The 19,871-nt window shown below is 54.8% G+C and carries 19 protein-coding genes; all 19 read right to left on the reverse strand.

Annotated features, from left to right (window positions below; genetic code table 11):
• Positions 1 to 24 precede the first annotated feature (24 nt).
• Positions 25 to 285, reverse strand: a complete 261-nt coding sequence (gene rpsQ, locus V8L70_RS07815) for a 30S ribosomal protein S17 (protein ID WP_007111998.1) — start codon at positions 283 to 285, stop codon at positions 25 to 27.
• A gap of 1 nt (position 286) precedes the next feature.
• Positions 287 to 478, reverse strand: a complete 192-nt coding sequence (gene rpmC, locus V8L70_RS07820) for a 50S ribosomal protein L29 (RefSeq protein ID WP_007111999.1) — start codon at positions 476 to 478, stop codon at positions 287 to 289.
• Complete coding sequence (gene rplP / locus V8L70_RS07825) at positions 478 to 891, reverse strand: 50S ribosomal protein L16 (protein ID WP_007112000.1); 414 nt, start codon at positions 889 to 891, stop codon at positions 478 to 480. The genes rpmC and rplP overlap by 1 nt, the downstream gene beginning before the upstream one ends.
• A 15-nt stretch (positions 892 to 906) precedes the next feature.
• Entirely contained in the window at positions 907 to 1,605 is a 699-nt protein-coding gene (gene rpsC / locus V8L70_RS07830) for a 30S ribosomal protein S3 (RefSeq protein ID WP_008959164.1), read from the reverse strand.
• Between the two features lie 10 nt (positions 1,606 to 1,615).
• Entirely contained in the window at positions 1,616 to 1,948 is a 333-nt protein-coding gene (gene rplV, locus V8L70_RS07835) for a 50S ribosomal protein L22 (protein WP_007112002.1), read from the reverse strand.
• An 18-nt stretch (positions 1,949 to 1,966) separates the two neighbouring features.
• Positions 1,967 to 2,242: a 30S ribosomal protein S19 gene (gene rpsS, locus V8L70_RS07840; protein WP_008959165.1), complete on the reverse strand. Its 276-nt coding sequence runs from the start codon at positions 2,240 to 2,242 to the stop codon at positions 1,967 to 1,969.
• A gap of 33 nt (positions 2,243 to 2,275) precedes the next feature.
• Positions 2,276 to 3,106: a 50S ribosomal protein L2 gene (gene rplB, locus V8L70_RS07845; RefSeq protein ID WP_008959166.1), complete on the reverse strand. Its 831-nt coding sequence runs from the start codon at positions 3,104 to 3,106 to the stop codon at positions 2,276 to 2,278.
• Between the two features lie 17 nt (positions 3,107 to 3,123).
• A complete protein-coding gene (gene rplW, locus V8L70_RS07850) occupies positions 3,124 to 3,420 on the reverse strand; it encodes a 50S ribosomal protein L23 (RefSeq protein WP_008959167.1) in 297 nt (98 codons plus the stop codon).
• The gene (gene rplD / locus V8L70_RS07855; protein ID WP_008959168.1) at positions 3,417 to 4,022 is read right to left on the reverse strand and encodes a 50S ribosomal protein L4; all 606 of its coding nucleotides are present in this window, start codon (positions 4,020 to 4,022) and stop codon (positions 3,417 to 3,419) included. The genes rplW and rplD overlap by 4 nt, the downstream gene beginning before the upstream one ends.
• 15 nt (positions 4,023 to 4,037) lie before the next feature.
• Positions 4,038 to 4,676, reverse strand: a complete 639-nt coding sequence (gene rplC, locus V8L70_RS07860) for a 50S ribosomal protein L3 (RefSeq protein ID WP_008959169.1) — start codon at positions 4,674 to 4,676, stop codon at positions 4,038 to 4,040.
• A gap of 161 nt (positions 4,677 to 4,837) precedes the next feature.
• Entirely contained in the window at positions 4,838 to 5,149 is a 312-nt protein-coding gene (gene rpsJ / locus V8L70_RS07865) for a 30S ribosomal protein S10 (protein ID WP_007112007.1), read from the reverse strand.
• Positions 5,150 to 5,308: 159 nt separating this feature from the next.
• The gene (tuf, locus tag V8L70_RS07870) at positions 5,309 to 6,502 is read right to left on the reverse strand and encodes an elongation factor Tu (protein WP_101147113.1); all 1,194 of its coding nucleotides are present in this window, start codon (positions 6,500 to 6,502) and stop codon (positions 5,309 to 5,311) included.
• Between the two features lie 29 nt (positions 6,503 to 6,531).
• Positions 6,532 to 8,655 (reverse strand): elongation factor G, encoded by a 2,124-nt coding sequence (gene fusA / locus V8L70_RS07875; protein WP_101147114.1) that lies wholly within the window; start codon positions 8,653 to 8,655, stop codon positions 6,532 to 6,534.
• A gap of 229 nt (positions 8,656 to 8,884) precedes the next feature.
• Complete coding sequence (rpsG, locus tag V8L70_RS07880; protein ID WP_101147115.1) at positions 8,885 to 9,355, reverse strand: 30S ribosomal protein S7; 471 nt, start codon at positions 9,353 to 9,355, stop codon at positions 8,885 to 8,887.
• Positions 9,356 to 9,520: 165 nt separating this feature from the next.
• Complete coding sequence (rpsL, locus tag V8L70_RS07885; RefSeq protein WP_008959173.1) at positions 9,521 to 9,895, reverse strand: 30S ribosomal protein S12; 375 nt, start codon at positions 9,893 to 9,895, stop codon at positions 9,521 to 9,523.
• A gap of 227 nt (positions 9,896 to 10,122) precedes the next feature.
• The gene (gene rpoC / locus V8L70_RS07890; RefSeq protein ID WP_101147116.1) at positions 10,123 to 14,337 is read right to left on the reverse strand and encodes a DNA-directed RNA polymerase subunit beta'; all 4,215 of its coding nucleotides are present in this window, start codon (positions 14,335 to 14,337) and stop codon (positions 10,123 to 10,125) included.
• Positions 14,338 to 14,347: 10 nt separating this feature from the next.
• Positions 14,348 to 18,424: a DNA-directed RNA polymerase subunit beta gene (rpoB, locus tag V8L70_RS07895; RefSeq protein WP_101147117.1), complete on the reverse strand. Its 4,077-nt coding sequence runs from the start codon at positions 18,422 to 18,424 to the stop codon at positions 14,348 to 14,350.
• A gap of 310 nt (positions 18,425 to 18,734) precedes the next feature.
• Entirely contained in the window at positions 18,735 to 19,103 is a 369-nt protein-coding gene (gene rplL / locus V8L70_RS07900; RefSeq protein ID WP_008959176.1) for a 50S ribosomal protein L7/L12, read from the reverse strand.
• 112 nt (positions 19,104 to 19,215) lie between these two features.
• Entirely contained in the window at positions 19,216 to 19,722 is a 507-nt protein-coding gene (gene rplJ, locus V8L70_RS07905; RefSeq protein ID WP_008959177.1) for a 50S ribosomal protein L10, read from the reverse strand.
• Positions 19,723 to 19,871 lie beyond the last annotated feature (149 nt).

Genomic DNA, 19,871 nt, shown 5'->3' on the forward strand with positions numbered 1-19,871 from the left:
TGCACTGATTGACAAGCCTTGGGATTACCCCTTGGCGTGTTCAACCACCTCGACCAGCGTCCAAGCTTTTTTCTTGGAAAGCGGACGGCACTCTTGAATAGAGACCGTATCGCCTGCCTTAGCCTGGTTCGCCTCATCATGGGCGTGCAGCTTGGTGGAGCGCTTAACGTATTTTCCGTAGATCGGGTGACGCTCGCGCCGCTCGATCATGACGACGATGGACTTGTCCATCTTATCGCTCACCACTTTACCGGTGAGCGTACGCTTTGTGTTTTCTTCGGCCATCTCAATCACCTGCCTTCTCGTTGAGCAAAGTCTTAACGCGGGCGATATCCCGGCGGACCTGCTTGAGCAGATGAGTCTGGCTCAGTTGGCCAGTGGCCTTCTGCATGCGCAGGTTAAACTGCTCGCGGAGGAGTTCGAGGAGTTGCTCCTGGAGCTCTCCTGCGGACTTTTCACGAATTTCCTGGGCTTTCATCACATCACCGTCCGTTTCGCAAAGGTGGTGGATAAGGGCATTTTCTGTGCGGCAAGCTCAAACGCTTCACGAGCGAGCTCTTCCGACACGCCTTCAATTTCATACAGGACCCGACCCGGTTGGATCTGGGCAACCCAGTACTCAACAGAACCTTTACCTTTACCCATACGAACTTCGAGCGGCTTCTTGGAGATCGGCTTATCAGGGAATACGCGGATCCAAATCTTACCGCCACGCTTTACGTGACGTGTGATCGCACGACGGCCTGCTTCGATCTGACGCGCAGTGATGCGGCCGCGACCAGTAGCTTTAAGGCCGTATTCCCCGAAGCTGATCTTGCTTCCGCGATGCGCCAGGCCACGGTTGCGGCCTTTCATCATCTTGCGGAATTTCATACGCTTGGGCTGTAACATCGACTCGCTCTCCCCTTACCTGGAACCTTTCTTCTTGGGCGCGTTGCCGGCAGGCTGTTTGGCCTTGGCACGTACTTCCTCGATACCGCCGAGGATTTCACCCTTGAAGATCCACACTTTGACGCCGATAACGCCATAGGTGGTGTGAGCTTCGTAAGTGGCGTAGTCGATATCCGCACGCAACGTGTGCAGCGGAACGCGACCTTCGCGGTACCATTCGGTACGTGCGATTTCAGCGCCACCAAGACGACCTGACAGCTGAATCTTGATGCCACCAGCGCCAAGACGCATTGCGTTCTGTACCGCGCGCTTCATAGCACGACGGAACATAACGCGACGCTCAAGCTGACCCGCTACGTTAGCAGCGACTAGCTTGGCATCCAGCTCCGGCTTGCGAACTTCTTCGATGTTCACATGCACGGGAACACCCATCATCTGGGTGAGATCGCGACGCAAACGGTCGACATCTTCACCTTTCTTACCAATCACGATACCCGGACGGGCAGTGTGAATGGTGATGCGGGCATTGTTCGCCGGACGCTCGATGTGGATGCGGCTAACAGAGGCGCTTTTAAGACGCTCTTCCAGGAAGCTACGCACTTCGAGATCGTTATTGAGCTTATCGGCGTAAGCGCCGCGCTCAGCATACCAGACAGAAGCATGGTCTTTGACGATGCCCAGTCGAATGCCTGTTGGATTGACTTTCTGACCCATCGGTCGACTCCTACTTCTCGGCTACCTTGACGGTGATGTGGCACGTGCGCTTCAAGATACGATCCGCACGCCCCTTGGCACGCGGCTTGATACGCTTGAGCGTCATGCCCTCATCGACGCAGATGGTCGAGACACGCAGCTCGTCAATATCCATGCCGTTATTTTCTTCCGCATTTGCAATCGCGGATTGCAGCACCTTCTTAACCAGCTTGGCAGCCTTCTTCGGTGAGAAGGTCAGCAGGTCGAGTGCCTCGGCGACAGGTTTACCGCGCACCTGGTCAGCCACCAAACGGGCCTTCTGGGCGGATAAACGAGCGCCAAGCAGCTTAGCTGTGACTTCCATCTCTCAATCCTCTCTGGCTTACCGTTTGGCTTTTTTATCCGCCGCATGCCCGCGATAAGTGCGAGTAGCAGCGAATTCGCCCAATTTGTGGCCAACCATTTCCTCGGAGACGTGCACCGGGACGTGTTGGCGACCATTATGGACCGCGATAGTGAGGCCTACCATATTGGGCAGGATCATAGAACGACGCGACCAAGTCTTAATTGGTTTGCGATCGCTCTTCTCCACTGCAGCCTCTACCTTCTTCAAAAGATGAAGGTCAATGAAGGGACCTTTCTTTAGTGAACGTGGCACAGCCGTTACCTCTTAATGTCTTGGCAATTTAGATCAACGCGTCTTATTACGACGACGAATGATCAGCTTGTCGGTGCGCTTGTTCTTACGCGTCTTGTGACCCTTAGTCGGCACACCCCATGGGGATACCGGGTGACGACCACCACTGGTGCGGCCTTCGCCACCACCGTGTGGGTGATCGACTGGGTTCATCGCGACACCGCGAACAGTCGGACGCACGCCTCTCCAGCGCTTCGCACCGGCCTTGCCAAGTTGACGCAGGCTGTGCTCAGAGTTGCTCACTTCACCCAACGTCGCGCGGCACTCGGCCAACACTTTACGCATTTCGCCAGAGCGAAGACGCAAGGTGGCATAGTTACCTTCACGAGCAACCAACTGGGCGCTTGTACCGGCACTGCGAGCAATCTGCGCACCTTTGCCCGGCTTGAGTTCGATGCAGTGCACCGTAGAACCCAGCGGAACGTTACGCAGCGGCAAGGCATTGCCTTTCTTGATTGACGCGTTAACACCAGATTCCAGCACGTCACCCGCGCTGACACCTTTCGGTGCAATGATGTAACGACGTTCACCATCGGCATACTTCAGCAGTGCAATGTGCGCACTGCGGTTGGGATCGTGCTCCAGGCGCTCAACGGTGGCAGGAATGCCATCCTTGGTACGCTTGAAATCGATCAACCGATAGTGGTGACGATGACCACCGCCCACGTGGCGGGTGGTGATACGACCGTAGTTATTCCGGCCGCCGGACTTGGACTGTTTTTCCAAAAGCGGTGCATAGGCACGGCCTTTAAACAGTTCCTCGCCAACGATCTTGACGACGTGGCGACGACCGGCGGAAGTGGGTTTGGTCTTGACGATTGCCATTATCCGTACTCCTGCCCTTATTCGGCGCCAGAGAAGTCTTCGAGCGTTTCACCCGCAGCCAGGGTCACATACGCTTTGCGGTAACCCTTACGCAGGCCAACGCCGTTCGCAGTACGCTTTGTTTTACCCTTCATGTTCAGAACCTGAACACTACCGACCTTTTTGCCGAAGAGTGCTTCAACGGCCTTTTTGATCTCGGGCTTGGTAGCATCAGATGCTACCTTGAAAACGTACTGGTTGCGCTCGGCTGCCATTGCGGCCTTTTCGGTCACGTGCGGCCCAAGCAGAACCTTAAATACGCGTTCCTGGTTCATGCCAGCTTCTCCTCGAATTTACGCAGGGCGGAGACGGTAATCAGGACCTTATCAAAGGCTACCAGGCTTACCGGGTCAGCTGCCGCGACATCCACCACGTCAACGTGGGGAAGGTTGCGTGCGGCCAAATAGAGCTTCTCGTCGATTTCTTCAGTGACGATCAACACTTTTTCAAGGTTGAGCTCTTTCAGCTTGGCAGCTACCTGCTTGGTCTTAGGCGCATCGACGACGAACTCTTCAATCGCGACTAAACGCTCTTGACGTACCAGCTCAGACAAGATGGAGCGCATCGCTGCACGGTACATCTTGCGGTTAACCTTCTGGGTGTAGTCTTGCGGACGCGCCGCGAAGGTTACGCCACCACTACGCCATAGCGGAGAGCGGATGGTACCGGCACGTGCACGACCGGTGCCTTTCTGACGCCACGGCTTCTTACCACCGCCACGAACGTCGGAACGACTCTTTTGTGCGCGGGTTCCCTGACGACCAGCCGCCAAATAGGCAGTGACAACCTGGTGAACAAGCGCTTCGTTGAATTCTTTGCCAAAAGTGGCGTCGGCTACTTCAACGGTACCCGCGCCTGCAGCAAGATTCAGATTCATTGGTAATTATCCCCTTCAGCCTGCTTTCACGGCGCTGCGAACGATAACGTCACTACCGGGAGCACCCGGTACGGCGCCTTTAATCAGCAGCAGGTTACGCTCGGCGTCGACACGGACGATCTCAAGGCTCTGCACGGTGCAACGGGCGTTACCCATTTGACCGGCCATCTTTTTGCCTTTGAAAACGCGACCCGGAGTCTGACACATGCCGATAGAACCCGGCGCGCGATGCGACAGAGAGTTACCGTGAGTCATGTCTTGGGTACGGAAATTCCAGCGCTTAACAGCACCCTGGAAGCCTTTACCCTTAGAGGTGCCAGTCACGTCAACCATTTGACCAGCTTCGAAGAGGGATACGGTGATTTCGCCGCCCACTTCAGGAATTGTTTCGCCTTCTGCAAGACGAAATTCCATCAGTGCACGACCAGCTTCAACACCCGCCTTGGCAAACTGACCCGCTTGCGCTTTGGTGAGGTGCTTCGCTTTGCGAGAGCCAGATGTGACCTGAATCGCTGCGTAACCGTCAGATTCGACAGATTTAACGCGTGTAACACGATTAGGATCAACTTCAATAACGGTTACGGGCACAGACGCGCCGTCTTCGGTAAAGACACGGGTCATCCCGGCCTTTTTACCGACTAAACCGATAGTCATACTCAGTCTCCTATAGTGTACGGGGCTATCACCCGCTATGGCTGCCCTTTCCAGAGCATTCCACTAGCACATTGTATGGCGCCTCACGGCGCGGCGGCTGCTGCTCATGCCAACTCTTTATAAAGAGCGATGAGCGCTGGGCCGCAAAGTGACTAGTGTAATTAGTTGAGTTTGATTTGCACGTCTACGCCTGCGGCGAGATCAAGCTTCATCAAAGCGTCAACAGTTTTCTCGGTCGGCTCAACAATGTCGAGCACACGCTTGTGCGTACGAATCTCATACTGGTCACGCGCATCTTTGTTGACGTGCGGCGAGATCAGGATGGTGTAACGCTCGCGATTGGTCGGCAGCGGGATCGGGCCACGAACCTGAGCACCAGTACGCTTAGCAGTTTCAACAATTTCCGCTGTGGACTGATCGATCAGGCGATGGTCGAATGCTTTCAACCGAATGCGAATCTTTTGGTTCTGCATTTGCCTTAAACTCCAATGGATGTCGACGGCGCGAGCCGTCTACCCACGCATTCAAAGGATGCGCATTATAGGCACGCCAAAAGCCCATGTCAAACATTTGCTGTTGGTGCGCAGAAAAGGGGGCTCATCAGAGCCCCCTTCATCATTCAAGCATGTAGCTTACTTGACGATCTTGGCCACAACGCCAGCACCGACAGTACGGCCGCCTTCACGAATAGCGAAGCGCAAACCTTCGTCCATTGCGATCGGAGCGATCAAGGTAACAACCATCTGAACGTTGTCACCCGGCATGACCATTTCAACGCCTTCCGGCAGTTCACAAGTACCGGTTACATCGGTGGTACGGAAGTAGAACTGGGGACGGTAGCCCTTGAAGAAAGGCGTGTGACGACCACCCTCTTCTTTGGACAGTACGTAAACTTCTGCTTCGAAGGTAGTGTGCGGGTTGATGGTGCCCGGCTTGGCCAATACTTGGCCACGCTCGACGTCATCACGCTTAGTACCACGCAGCAGGGCGCCAACGTTCTCACCAGCACGACCTTCGTCGAGCAGTTTACGGAACATTTCAACACCGGTAACGATCGTTTTGGTGGTGTCGCGGATACCCACGATTTCCACTTCTTCGCCCGCTTTAACGATGCCGCGCTCTACACGACCGGTAACAACAGTACCGCGACCAGAGATAGAGAACACGTCTTCAATCGGCATCAGGAACGGCTGGTCGATAGCACGCTCCGGCTCAGGAATGTACTCGTCCAGAGCTTTGATCAGGTTAGCTACCGCAGTAGTACCCATGCCGTTCTCATCTTCACCGTTCAGCGCCATCAAGGCAGAACCAGTGATGATCGGCGTGTCGTCGCCCGGGAAGTCGTACTGGTCTAGAAGTTCGCGAACTTCCATTTCTACCAGCTCGAGCAGCTCTTCGTCATCGACCATGTCCGCTTTGTTCAGGAACACAACGATGAACGGTACGCCAACCTGACGAGACAGCAGGATGTGCTCGCGAGTTTGCGGCATCGGGCCGTCTGCGGCAGAACATACCAGGATCGCGCCGTCCATCTGCGCAGCACCGGTGATCATGTTCTTGACGTAGTCAGCGTGTCCTGGGCAGTCAACGTGAGCGTAGTGACGCTCTTCAGACTGATATTCCACGTGGGAAGTAGCGATCGTGATACCGCGCTCGCGCTCTTCAGGAGCGTTATCGATGGTATCAAATTCACGCCAGTCGCCGCCGAAAACCTCAGCAGACACGCGGGTTAGGGCCGCTGTCAGAGTCGTTTTACCGTGGTCGACGTGACCAATGGTGCCGACGTTGACGTGCGGTTTGGAACGTTCAAATTTTTCCTTAGCCACTGCTATAACCTCTTTACGTTAGCTAACGGTTAACCGTTTTGATTGATGACGGCTTCAACGACGCTGGAGGGCGCCTCGTCGTACTTCGAGAACTCCATAGAGTAGCTCGCACGGCCCTGGGTTTGTGAGCGCAGATCGGTTGCATAACCGAACATCTCGCCCAGTGGCACCGTTGCACGAATGACTTTACCAGAAGAAGAGTCATCCATGCCCTGCACCAAGCCGCGACGACGGCTCAGGTCGCCCATGACGTCACCCATAAATTCTTCGGGGGTCACGATTTCGACCTTCATCACCGGCTCCAGCAGCACGGCCTTGGCCTTCCTGGCACCTTCTTTCACTGCCATAGAAGAAGCAATCTTAAACGCAGTCTCGTTGGAGTCCACGTCGTGGAAGGAGCCGTCGAACAGCGACACTTTAACGTCGATCATCGGGTAACCCGCGATGACACCGTTTTTGAGCTGCTCGTAAGCACCCTTCTCAACCGCGGGAACGTATTCCTTCGGAACCGCACCACCCACGATCTCAGAGTTGAACTTGAAGAACAGTTCGTCTTCGCCTTCACCCTTCTCTTCTGCTGTCAGCGGCTCGATACGCAGCCATACGTGACCATACTGACCACGACCACCGGACTGACGCACGAACTTGCCTTCTTGCTCAATGCTGCCGCGAATCGTTTCGCGATAGGCAACCTGCGGCTTACCGATATTGGCTTCAACCTTAAACTCGCGACGCATACGGTCAACGAGGATGTCCAGGTGAAGCTCACCCATACCAGAAATAATCGTCTGGCCGGTTTCTTCGTCGGTTTTAACCTGGAAGGAGGGATCTTCCTGAGCAAGCTTGCCCAGAGCGACACCCATCTTCTCTTGGTCTGCCTTAGATTTAGGCTCTACAGCAACCGAGATAACCGGATCCGGGAACTCCATACGCTCGAGAACAATTTTGTTATCGATGTCGCACAGGGTATCACCGGTGGTGACGTCCTTGAGACCGATACAAGCGGCGATATCGCCCGCCAGTACTTCTTTGATCTCTTCACGGGAGTTGGCGTGCATCTGAACGATACGGCCAACGCGCTCCTTCTTCTGCTTAACGGAGTTATAAACACCGTCGCCAGATTTCAGAACGCCCGAGTAGACGCGGATAAAGGTCAGCGTACCAACGAAGGGGTCGGTGGCGATTTTAAATGCCAACGCCGCAAACGGTGCACTGTCGTCCGCTTCACGGGTATCAACGGTGCCGTTTTTATCATCCAACTCACCTTCGATCGCCTTAACTTCTGTCGGCGAAGGCATGAATTCGATAACGCCATCCAGCACGGCCTGAACACCCTTGTTCTTAAAGGCAGAACCACAGGTAACCAGAACGATATCGTTAGCCAGAGTGCGCGCACGCAGACCAGCTTTGATCTCTTCAATCGTTAGCTCGCCGCCTTCAAGGTATTTCTCCATCAGCTCATCAGAGCCTTCGGCAGCAGCCTCGACCATCTCTTCGCGATACTTTTCTGCTGTTTCTTGTAGCTCAGCAGGAATATCCACGAGGTCATAGGTCATACCCAGACTTTCTTCATCCCACAGGATGGCTTTCATCTGAATAAGGTCGATAACACCTTTAAAGTCCTCTTCCGTGCCCCAGTTAATCTGGATCGGCACAGCATTAGCACCCAGACGCTCTTTCAACTGGTCGACAACCATGAAGAAATCAGCACCGGTACGGTCCATTTTGTTGACAAAGACCATGCGCGGCACTTCGTACTTATTGGCCTGGCGCCATACAGTTTCGGTCTGCGGCTGAACGCCGGAAGAACCGCACAGTACAACAACCGCGCCATCAAGTACGCGCAAAGAACGTTCAACTTCGATCGTGAAGTCAACGTGCCCTGGGGTGTCGATAATGTTAATACGGTGCTCAGGGAACTGCTTGTTCATGCCCTGCCAGAAACAGGTAGTTGCAGCTGAGGTGATAGTGATACCACGCTCCTGCTCCTGCTCCATCCAGTCCATGGTCGCAGCACCGTCGTGCACTTCGCCCACTTTGTGGGAAAGGCCGGTGTAGAACAGTACCCGCTCAGTCGTCGTAGTCTTACCCGCGTCAACGTGAGCGACGATACCGATATTACGATAGCGATTTAGTGGAGTCTTGCGTGCCACGGTGAAACTCCCGTTTGTTGGCGATGCTCGTTAATTTAGCGACGTATGCAAGCGAGGCTTATGCGTCCGCCGCTACCACTGCATGGTAGCGGCTGGGTATTGCAACTAATGCGTTGCAACAACGCGACTCAGCAAACACTTCGCCATGCTGAACAACGTGCATATAAAAACCATAAAGCCGTACTTAAAAACGCCGTGCTTAGAAACGCAGTTTCTAGAAACACCGATTTTAGAAACGGTAGTGCGAGAAGGCCTTGTTGGCTTCTGCCATGCGATGCACGTCTTCGCGCTTCTTAACGGCAGAACCTTTACCTTCCGCGGCATCCAGCATTTCGCCTGCTAGACGCTGCACCATGGTTTTCTCACCGCGACGACGCGCCGCGTCTACCAGCCAGCGCATTGCTAGCGCTTGGCGACGAGACGGACGTACTTCAACCGGCACCTGATAGGTCGCACCACCAACGCGGCGCGACTTCACTTCGACCATGGGCTGGATGGCTTCCAGCGCTTTGTCGAAGATCTCCAGCGGATCTTCTTTACTACGATCGGCAACCTTGTCCAACGCACCGTAGACGATACGCTCAGCTATGGACTTTTTGCCGCTGACCATCAGGTGGTTCATGAACTTCGCCAGACGCTCACTTCCGAACTTAGGATCCGGCAGGATTTCGCGTTTAGCTACTACTCTTCTTCTAGGCATGATAAGCCCTCAATTAAGGATCTTTCAGGTAAACCCGGAACTCATGAGCTTGTACTAAGACAAAGCGTCGCCCGACCTTACTCTTATCAGACCGTCAAATTCGTGATAATCGCTACTCAGCACACCCAATAAAATCGGCCATGCTATACAGCTACCCCAGCCTTATTAGGACTTAGGACGCTTAGTACCGTATTTAGAACGACCCTGACGACGATTTTGAACGCCAGAGGTGTCAAGGGCGCCACGAACGGTGTGATAACGCACACCTGGTAAATCCTTTACACGACCGCCACGAATCAAAACGACAGAGTGTTCTTGAAGGTTGTGACCTTCACCACCGATGTAAGAAGACACTTCGAAACCGTTGGTAAGGCGCACACGGCAAACCTTACGCAGGGCCGAGTTCGGCTTCTTCGGGGTAGTAGTGTAAACGCGCGTACATACGCCGCGCTTTTGCGGACAGGCCTGCAGCGCGGGCACGTCACTTTTAGTGACGGGGCGCTTGCGCGGCTTGCGCACTAGCTGATTAATCGTTGCCATGGTGTTTAGCTGACTCCAATGGTTGCCTTGTCTTTCAACAAGTAGCCTTTTTAACAAATACGTGCAGCGGATGCGGGCGCACCCACCCCACTGTTAAAGGCTGCGCATTCTAAAGGCTGACCCTAGGTGCCGTCAAGCCTTGCTGGCGGTTTTACCAGCAAGGTGACGTTTTTAGGTCAGCAACTTATGCTACTTACTAATTTTACTGCTTGTTTTAAGCACCAAATTTACAGCTCGTCGTCAGAGTCGAGAGCGGTTAACTGGGCACCTAGCTCCTGCTCTACCTCGGTCGCCGAGGGATTGAACAGTTGCTCAACGCCTTCGCGCTTGCGACGACGTTCTGCGTGGTGAGTCAAGCCAGTACCTGCCGGTATCAGACGACCCACTACCACATTCTCTTTTAGACCGCGCAGATAGTCACGCTTGCCGGTCACCGCTGCTTCGGTCAATACGCGGGTGGTCTCCTGGAAGGAGGCCGCGGAAATGAACGACTCGGTGGCCAAGCTGGCCTTAGTAATACCCAGCAACATGCGTTGGTACTTGGCTGGGAATTTCTTCTCTTTTTCAAGACGTTCATTCTGTTCCAGCACACGCACAAGCTCGGCTTGATCGCCCGTGATGAAATCAGAGTCGCCTGAATCAGCAATCTCTACCTTACGCAGCATCTGACGCACAATCACTTCAATGTGCTTATCGTTGATACCAACGCCCTGGAGACGGTAAACGTCTTGTACTTCTGCCGTAATGTACTTGGCGAGCTCCTCAACACCCAATAAACGCAGGATGTCATGGGGGTTGCTCGGGCCATCAGAAATGACTTCCCCCTTCTCAACCGTTTCGCCTTCAAAGACGGCAATTTGACGCCACTTCGGAATCAAGGCTTCAAACGGATCGCCGGATTCCGGGGTAATCATCAGGCGACGCTTGCCTTTAGTCTCTTTACCAAAGCTAACGACACCGCTGATTTCCGCCAGGATAGACGACTCTTTCGGCTTACGCGCCTCAAACAAGTCAGCAACGCGTGGCAGACCACCGGTGATATCTTTGTTCGCCGAGGCTTCTACCGGGATACGGGCAACGACTTCACCCACACCGATAGTGACACCATCGTCGACCGAAATAATCGAGTTGCCTGGCAGCAAGTACTGCACCGGCGTGTTGGAACCGGATACGGAAACATACTCACCAGCGCTGTCTTGCAGCATAACCATCGGGCGCTTATCGCGACCAGCCATGGGGCGCGCTGCAGACTCGATCACCTCAATAGAGGACAAGCCAGTCATCTCATCGACGCTACGGTGCATGGTGACACCTTCGTCAAGATCGATGAACTGCGCCTTACCCTCTACTTCGGCAACGATCGGGTGCGTGTGCGGGTCCCACTTGGCGACTATGGCACCGGCATCCACGACGTCACCGTCGCGTACCGAGAGTTCGGCGCCGTAAGGCAGCTTGTAGTACTCGCGTTCACGACCATGGTCATCCGCAACAGCCAAGGCGCTCGAACGAGAGACCACCACTAGCTTGCCGTCACCACGCTCAACATGCTTGATGTTGTGCAGGCGAACCTTGCCGCCGTGCTTCACTTGTACGCTATCCACGGCTGATGAACGCGATGCTGCGCCGCCGATGTGGAAGGTACGCATGGTCAGCTGGGTACCCGGCTCACCAATTGACTGGGCAGCGATAACGCCGACAGCTTCACCGATGTTGACCTGGTGGCCACGGGCCAAGTCACGGCCGTAACAGGAGGCACACACGCCATGTGCGGTCTCACAAGTAATCGTGGAGCGTACGATAATTTCGTCGACGCCCATGGTGTCGAGCTCTGCACACCACTTCTCGTCGAGCAATGTCCCTTTAGCGATCAATACTTCGCCGCTGCCCGGATGCACGACATCCTGCGCAACCACGCGACCTAGTACACGCTGGGAGAGCGGTACAATGATGTCGCCGCCCTCGATGATCGGATGCAGCGTCAGGCCATTTTCAGTACCACAGTCCACTTCAGTGATAACCAAATCCTGCGCCACGTCGACCAAACGACGCGTCAGGTAACCGGAGTTGGCCGTTTTCAGAGCCGTATCCGCCAGACCTTTACGTGCACCGTGGGTCGAGATGAAGTACTGAAGTACGTTCAGACCTTCACGGAAGTTGGCAACGATCGGCGTTTCGATGATCGAGCCATCCGGCTTGGCCATCAGGCCACGCATACCGGCCAACTGACGAATCTGTGCAGCCGAACCACGCGCACCAGAGTCGGCCATGATGAAGACGCTGTTGAACGAATCTTGCTCAACCTCGTTGCCATCACGATCGATAACGGTCTCTTTCGAGATGCCGACCATCATCGCCTTAGCGACTTTATCGTTCGCCTTCGACCAGATATCGATAACCTTGTTGTACTTCTCACCCGCTGTTACTAGGCCAGAAGAGAACTGGTCTTCGATCTCTTTAACTTCGGCTTCCGCCGCGTCAACGATTTCGGTTTTCGCTTCGGGGATAACGAAGTCGTTAACACCGATAGAGGCACCGGACCAAGTCGCCAAGCGAAAGCCGGTGTACATCAGCTGGTCAGCGAAGATGACGGTCGGCTTAAGGCCGGCACGACGATAGACTTCGTTGATCAGGCTGGAGATCGCCTTCTTCTTCATCGGCTGATCGATCAGCGCGAAGGGGACACCTTCCGGAAGAATGCGGAACAGCAGTGCACGGCCTACCGTCGTATCGTAAATACGGCGGTGGAAGCTGCGCTCGCCGCTCTCTTCTTCGATATCGATTTCGTCCAGACGCACTTTGACCCGGGCGTGCAGCGATACAGACTGGGTACCAAACGCGCGCTCGACCTCGTTAAGGTCAGAGAACACCATGCCTTCGCCTTTGGCGTTGATCTTTTCGCGGGTCATGTAGTAAAGACCCAGAACAACATCTTGCGACGGCACGATGATCGGCTCGCCGTTAGCGGGCGACAGCACGTTGTTGGTGGCCATCATCAGCGCACGCGCTTCAAGCTGGGCTTCCAGGGTCAGCGGTACGTGTACCGCCATCTGGTCACCGTCAAAGTCGGCGTTGTAGGCGGCACATACCAGCGGGTGTAGCTGGATCGCTTTACCTTCGATCAACAGCGGCTCAAACGCCTGGATACCCAGACGGTGCAGCGTGGGTGCGCGGTTAAGCAGTACCGGGTGTTCGCGGATAACATCGGCGAGGATGTCCCACACTTCCGGCAGCTCACGCTCGACCATCTTCTTGGCGGCTTTGATCGTTGAGGCGTAGCCCAGCGACTGCAGCTTGGAGTAGATGAATGGCTTGAACAGCTCGAGCGCCATTTTCTTGGGCAGACCACACTGGTGCAGGCGCAGGGTCGGACCGACGGTAATCACCGAACGGCCCGAGTAGTCGACGCGCTTGCCCAGCAAGTTCTGACGGAAACGACCCTGCTTACCTTTGATCATGTCGGCGAGCGATTTCAGCGGACGCTTGTTAGAGCCCGTGATCGCGCGGCCACGACGACCGTTATCCAGCAGTGCATCGACTGCTTCCTGCAGCATCCGCTTCTCGTTGCGCACGATAATATCCGGTGCATTGAGATCCAGCAGACGCTTCAAGCGGTTGTTACGGTTGATCACACGACGGTAAAGGTCGTTGAGGTCAGAGGTCGCGAAACGGCCACCGTCCAGTGGTACCAACGGACGAAGGTCCGGCGGCAACACGGGCAGCACTTCCATAACCATCCACGCCGGCGCATTGCCAGAGTGGTAGAAGGCTTCCAGCAGCTTCAGGCGCTTAGAAAGCTTCTTGATCTTAGTTTCAGAGTTGGTCTGCGGAATTTCTTCACGCAGGTGGTTAATCTCTTCTTCCAGATCGATATCTTTGAGTAGCTCTTGAACGGCTTCGGCCCCCATACGGGCATCGAAGTCATCGCCGAACTCTTCTAATGCTTCGAAGTACTGCTCATCGTTGAGCAGCTGACCACGCTCCAGCGTGGTCATGCCGGGATCGATGACGACAAAGCTTTCGAAATACAGCACGCGCTCGATATCACGCAGGGTCATATCGAGGAACATGCCGATACGCGACGGCAGTGACTTCAGAAACCAAATGTGTGCCACCGGCGAGGCGAGTTCGATATGCCCCATGCGCTCACGGCGCACGGCAGCTTTGGTCACTTCAACGCCACACTTTTCGCAAATAATGCCGCGGTGCTTCATGCGCTTATACTTGCCGCACAGGCACTCGTAGTCCTTTACCGGGCCAAAAATCTTGGCGCAGAACAGACCGTCCCGCTCCGGTTTAAAGGTACGGTAGTTGATGGTCTCAGGCTTCTTCACCTCGCCAAATGACCAGGAGCGAATCATGTCCGGCGACGCCAGGGTAATCTTGATCGCGTCAAACTCTTCGGACTGAGACTGCGATTTGAGTACTTTCACCAAATCTTTCATGTGACGGCTCCTAGCTCTCTAACTCGATATCGATGCCCAGCGAGCGGATTTCCTTCACGAGTACGTTGAAGGATTCCGGCATGCCTGCCTGCATGGTGTGGTCGCCATCCACGATGTTTTTATACATCTTGGTGCGGCCTTCGACGTCGTCCGACTTGACGGTGAGCATCTCTTGAAGCGTGTAAGCGGCGCCGTAAGCTTCCAACGCCCACACTTCCATCTCACCGAAGCGCTGACCACCGAATTGTGCCTTACCACCCAAGGGCTGCTGGGTAACCAGCGAGTAAGAACCGGTAGAACGCGCGTGCATCTTGTCGTCTACCAAGTGGTTAAGCTTCAACATATACATGTAGCCGACGGTAACCGGACGATCAAAGGCGTCACCGGTACGGCCATCGAATAGGGCCATCTGACCCGACTCAGGAATGTCTGCCAGCTTCAGCAGGTGCTTGATTTCGTGCTCTTTGGCACCGTCAAACACCGGTGTGGCCATTGGCACACCCCCTTTGAGATTCTTCGCCAGAGCGATGATCTCATCGTCAGTCAGGGAATCGAGATCTTCAACACGCGTACCTTGCGTATTGTAAATCTGCCCCAGGAAGTCACGAATCTCGGCCACTTGCTGTCCGCGCGCATCGCGCAGCATGGCTTCGATCTTGACGCCCAAGCCACGTGCCGCCATACCCAGGTGAGTCTCAAGGATCTGACCAACGTTCATCCGCGACGGTACGCCCAGCGGGTTTAGCACCACATCAACCGGCTCGCCCTTCTCGTCAAACGGCATATCTTCGATGGGCATAATCGCCGAGATAACACCTTTGTTACCGTGACGACCGGCCATCTTGTCGCCTGGCTGGATGCGACGCTTAACGGCCATGTAGACCTTGACAATTTTCAGCACGCCCGGCGCGAGGTCATCGCCCTGGGTCAGCTTGCGCTTCTTATCTTCAAAGCGCTCATCCATCTCTTTACGACGGATTTCAAGCTGCTCATCGGCCTGAGCCAGCAACTCGTTGTATGACTCATCCTGCATACGCAGTTTGAACCACTGCTGACGCGGCAGCTCGTCGAGGTACTCCTCGTCCAGCACGTCGCCTTTCTTAAGGTTCGGGCCACCGTTAACCGCCTGACCATCCAGGGTACGCTTTAGACGCTCAAAGGTAGCGTCTTCAGCAATGCGGTAGGTCTCCTGAAGATCCTTACGCACCTCATCAAGCTGCATGCGCTCAATGGTCAGCGCGCGGGAGTCTTTATCAACGCCGTCGCGGGTAAACACCTGTACGTCGATAACCGTACCTTTCATGCCGGTGGGGGCACGCAGGGAGGTGTCTTTAACGTCAGACGCTTTCTCGCCGAAGATGGCACGCAACAGCTTCTCTTCGGGCGTCAGCTGGGTTTCACCCTTCGGCGTTACCTTACCGACCAGAATGTCGCCGGGGCCGACTTCAGCACCGATGTAAACAACGCCCGCTTCATCCAGCTTGGAGAGCGCAGACTCGCCCACGTTCGGAATATCAGAGGTAATCTCTTCAGAACCCAACTTGGTGTCGCGAGACACACAGGTCAGTTCCTGAATGTGGATCGTAGTGAAACGGTCTTCTTGAACAACCCGCTCGGAAAGCAGGATGGAATCCTCGAAGTTGTAACCGTTCCAGGGCATGAACGCGATGCGCATGTTCTGACCCAGTGCAAGGTCACCCATATCAACAGATGGGCCGTCGGCGAGGATATCGCCACGCGCCACATTGTCGCCAGGCCGCACGATGGGGCGCTGGTTCATACAGGTGTTCTGGTTCGAGCGGGTGTACTTGGTCAGGTTGTAGATATCAACACCGGCTTCACCGCCGATAATTTCATCTTCATTAACCCGCACCACGACACGACGCGCATCAACGGAATCAATAACACCGCCGCGATTGGCCACCGCACAGACGCCGGAGTCACGGGCAACAAAGCGCTCCATGCCCGTACCTACCAGCGGCTTATCAGCACGCAAGGTCGGTACCGCCTGACGCTGCATGTTAGAACCCATCAAGGCGCGGTTGGCGTCATCGTGCTCCAGGAACGGAATCAATGCCGCTGCAACGGAGACGACCTGACGTGGCGATACGTCCATTAGCGTCACTTGCTCAGGACGCATAAAGGTCGTTTCACCGCGGTGACGTACCTGAACCAGGTCATCACTTAGCTTGTTGGACTCATCTACCGCTGCTGACGCCTGGGCGATAACAAAGTCGCCCTCTTCGATCGCCGAGAGGTGAACGATGTCGTCAGTCAACTGGCGGTCAACCACTTTACGGTACGGCGTTTCAAGGAAACCGTAGCTGTTAGTGTGGCTGTAGGTTGCCAGCGAGTTAATCAGACCAATGTTCGGGCCTTCTGGCGTTTCGATCGGGCAAAGACGTCCGTAGTGCGTGGCGTGAACGTCACGTACTTCGAAGCCAGCGCGCTCACGGGTCAAACCACCGGGGCCGAGTGCAGACACACGACGCTTGTGGGTAACCTCAGAAAGCGGGTTGTTCTGATCCATAAACTGCGAAAGCTGGCTGGAACCAAAGAACTCTTTCACCGCCGCCGCGACCGGCTTGGCGTTGATTAAGTCTTGCGGCATCAGGCCTTCGCTTTCCGCCATGGAAAGACGCTCTTTGACGGCACGCTCTACGCGCACCAAGCCAACGCGGAACTGGTTTTCGGCCATTTCGCCTACACAGCGAATACGACGGTTACCCAGGTGATCGATATCGTCAACGTCACCGAAGCCGTTACGGATATTGATCAGCTCGCGCAGCACATCCAGGATGTCTTTGCGATCCAATACGCCGGAGCCGGTGTCAGTGTCACGACGCAGACGACGGTTGAACTTCATGCGGCCAACGCCCGACAGGTCGTAGCGGTCCTCAGAGAAGAACAGGTTGTTAAACAGCGTCTCGGCGGACTCTTTGGTCGGCGGCTCGCCTGGGCGCATCATGCGGTAAATTTCGACCAACGCTTCAAGCGCGGAGTTAGTCGCATCCAGACGCAAGGTGTCGGAGATGAAAGAACCGCAATCAAGGTCGTTGGTGTACAGGGTTTCAATCAGCGCAATGCCGCCCTGAGCCATACGTTCGAGCACTTCCGGGGTGATCTCGGTGTTGCACGGGCAGATCAATTCACCGGTCTTCGTATCGATTTGATCTTTAGCCAGGGTTTTGCCGAACAGGTACTCCATCGGCACATCCAGACGCTCAAGGCCGGCTTTTTCTAGCTGGCGAATGTGCTTCTGGGTGATACGACGCCCTTCTTCAACAATCACATTACCTTCGCCATCCTTGATGTCGAAAGTCGCCGTCTCGCCGCGCAGACGCGACGGTACCAGCTCCACAGAGAAACCGGATTTCTCGATGTGGAAGACGCTGGTTTCAAAAAACTCAGCAAGAATCTCTTCGGTGTTCATTCCCAGCGCACGCATAAGTACCGAGGCCGGCAGTTTGCGGCGACGGTCAATACGTACAAAGACGTTGTCTTTAGGGTCGAACTCGAAGTCTAACCAGGAGCCACGGTAAGGAATCACGCGGGCTGAGTAGAGCAACTTACCAGAGGAGTGGCTCTTACCTTTGTCGTGATCGAAGAACACACCGGGCGAGCGGTGGAGCTGGGAAACGATAACCCGCTCAGTACCGTTAATAACAAAGGTACCGTTCTCGGTCATCAGGGGGATTTCCCCCATGTAGACTTCCTGCTCTTTGATATCTTTAATTGCTTTGTTCGAGGAGTCGCGATCATAGATGATCAAGCGAACCTTAACACGCAGCGGGGCGGAATAAGTCACGCCGCGCAGCTGACACTCCTTGACATCGAACGCCGGCGTGCCGAAACGGTAGCTGACGTACTCAAGCGCCGCATTGCCGGAGAAGCTCTCAATCGGAAACACGGACTTAAACGCCGCGTGTAGACCAATTTCGTGACGCTCGTCGGGCGAACGATCTTGCTGGAGGAAGTCGTAATAGGAATCAAGCTGGATCGCCAGCAAGTAAGGCACATCCATCACTTGGGGCAGTTTGCCGAAATCCTTGCGGATGCGTTTTTTCTCAGTATATGAGTAAGCCATCTGTATTCCCCAGCTTGTTCACCATGGGTGACCGATGCGTGGTCATCGCTGCCCGGCGGGCTTCGTCAGACACAGACAGCAAGCTCCTAAATCGGTAGCTCGCCGTCGAAAATCTAGTTCGATAACTCAGTCGTCGATAACACTGTCGTAGATCACACTATTTCTACGTTTCTGTTGTTTCTGCTGTATGCAAACAGCACTGCTGCCTTTATATATCAAACATCAGTAACAACAGAAAAAGGCCGGCAGCGGGATATCCCGCCGCCAGCCGTGGAAGCTTACGCAGCGCGTAAAGCCGTCCGCACAAGTTTTACTTGAGCTCGACGGTTGCGCCCGCTTCTTCCAGCTTAGCTTTAGCTGCTTCAGCGTCGTCCTTAGACAGACCTTCTTTGATGGTCGCCGGAGCGCCGTCAACAGCACCTTTAGCTTCTTTCAAGCCAAGGCCAGTGATCTCACGTACTGCTTTGATCACGTTAACTTTCTTGTCGCCAGCAGCGGTCAGAACGACGTCAAATTCAGTCTGTTCTTCAGCTACTTCGCCGCCAGCAGCAGGACCAGCCATGACGGCAGCCGCTGCAGAAACGCCGAATTTCTCTTCCATTGCTTCGATCAGCTCGACAACTTCCATTACGGACATGTCGGCTACAGCATTGATGATATCGTCTTTAGACAGTGCCATTGTTTCATTCCTAACTTTGCGGGAGTCTCGGTCAGCCGAGAACTCAGGATTCATTGCTCGGTTCAGGCAGCGTATCGATCAGATCGTTCACGCCGCCTGCAAGAAACACTGCTTAAGCAGCTTCGGCTTCTTGCTTCTGGTCGCGTAGTGCGGCCAGAGTACGAACCAGCTTGCCAGCGGAGGCTTCTTTCATTACCGACATCAACTTGGCAATTGCTTCGTCGTAAGTCGGTAGGGTTGCCAGACGGTCGATGTCAGCAGCCGGAATCAGCTCACCTTCGTAGGCCAACGCTTTTACTTCGAAGTTCTTGTCCGTTTTAGCAAACTCTTTGAACAGACGAGCGGCAGCGCCCGGATGATCAGTAGAGAAGGCCAACAACGTAGGACCAACGAAGCTATCGTTTAAGCACTCCCACTGAGTGCCCTCGAGAGCGCGGCGAGCCAGCGTGTTACGAACAACACGTAGCTCTACACCATTCTCACGTGCTTGCTTGCGCAGATCGGTCATTTTACCAACCGTAACGCCGCGAGAATCAGCAACTACGACGGAGAGTGCGCCCTTGGCCGCTTCACTGACCTCGGCAACAATCGCTTTCTTGCCTTCAAGTGCTAGTGGCACAGTGATCACTCCTTCGTGCCGGAACCCAGGAAGGTTCCGGTGGTTACCATCTCTTCCCGCGTCTTATTGCAAATAACGTATTGCAACGCGGGAAGCCTTGGGGATGGTGCTCACCAGAAAGCCGTTTAAGCTTTAACCAACTGGCGGCC

Source organism: Vreelandella arctica (assembly GCF_037070215.1).
Taxonomy (GTDB): Bacteria; Pseudomonadota; Gammaproteobacteria; order Pseudomonadales; family Halomonadaceae; genus Vreelandella; species Vreelandella arctica.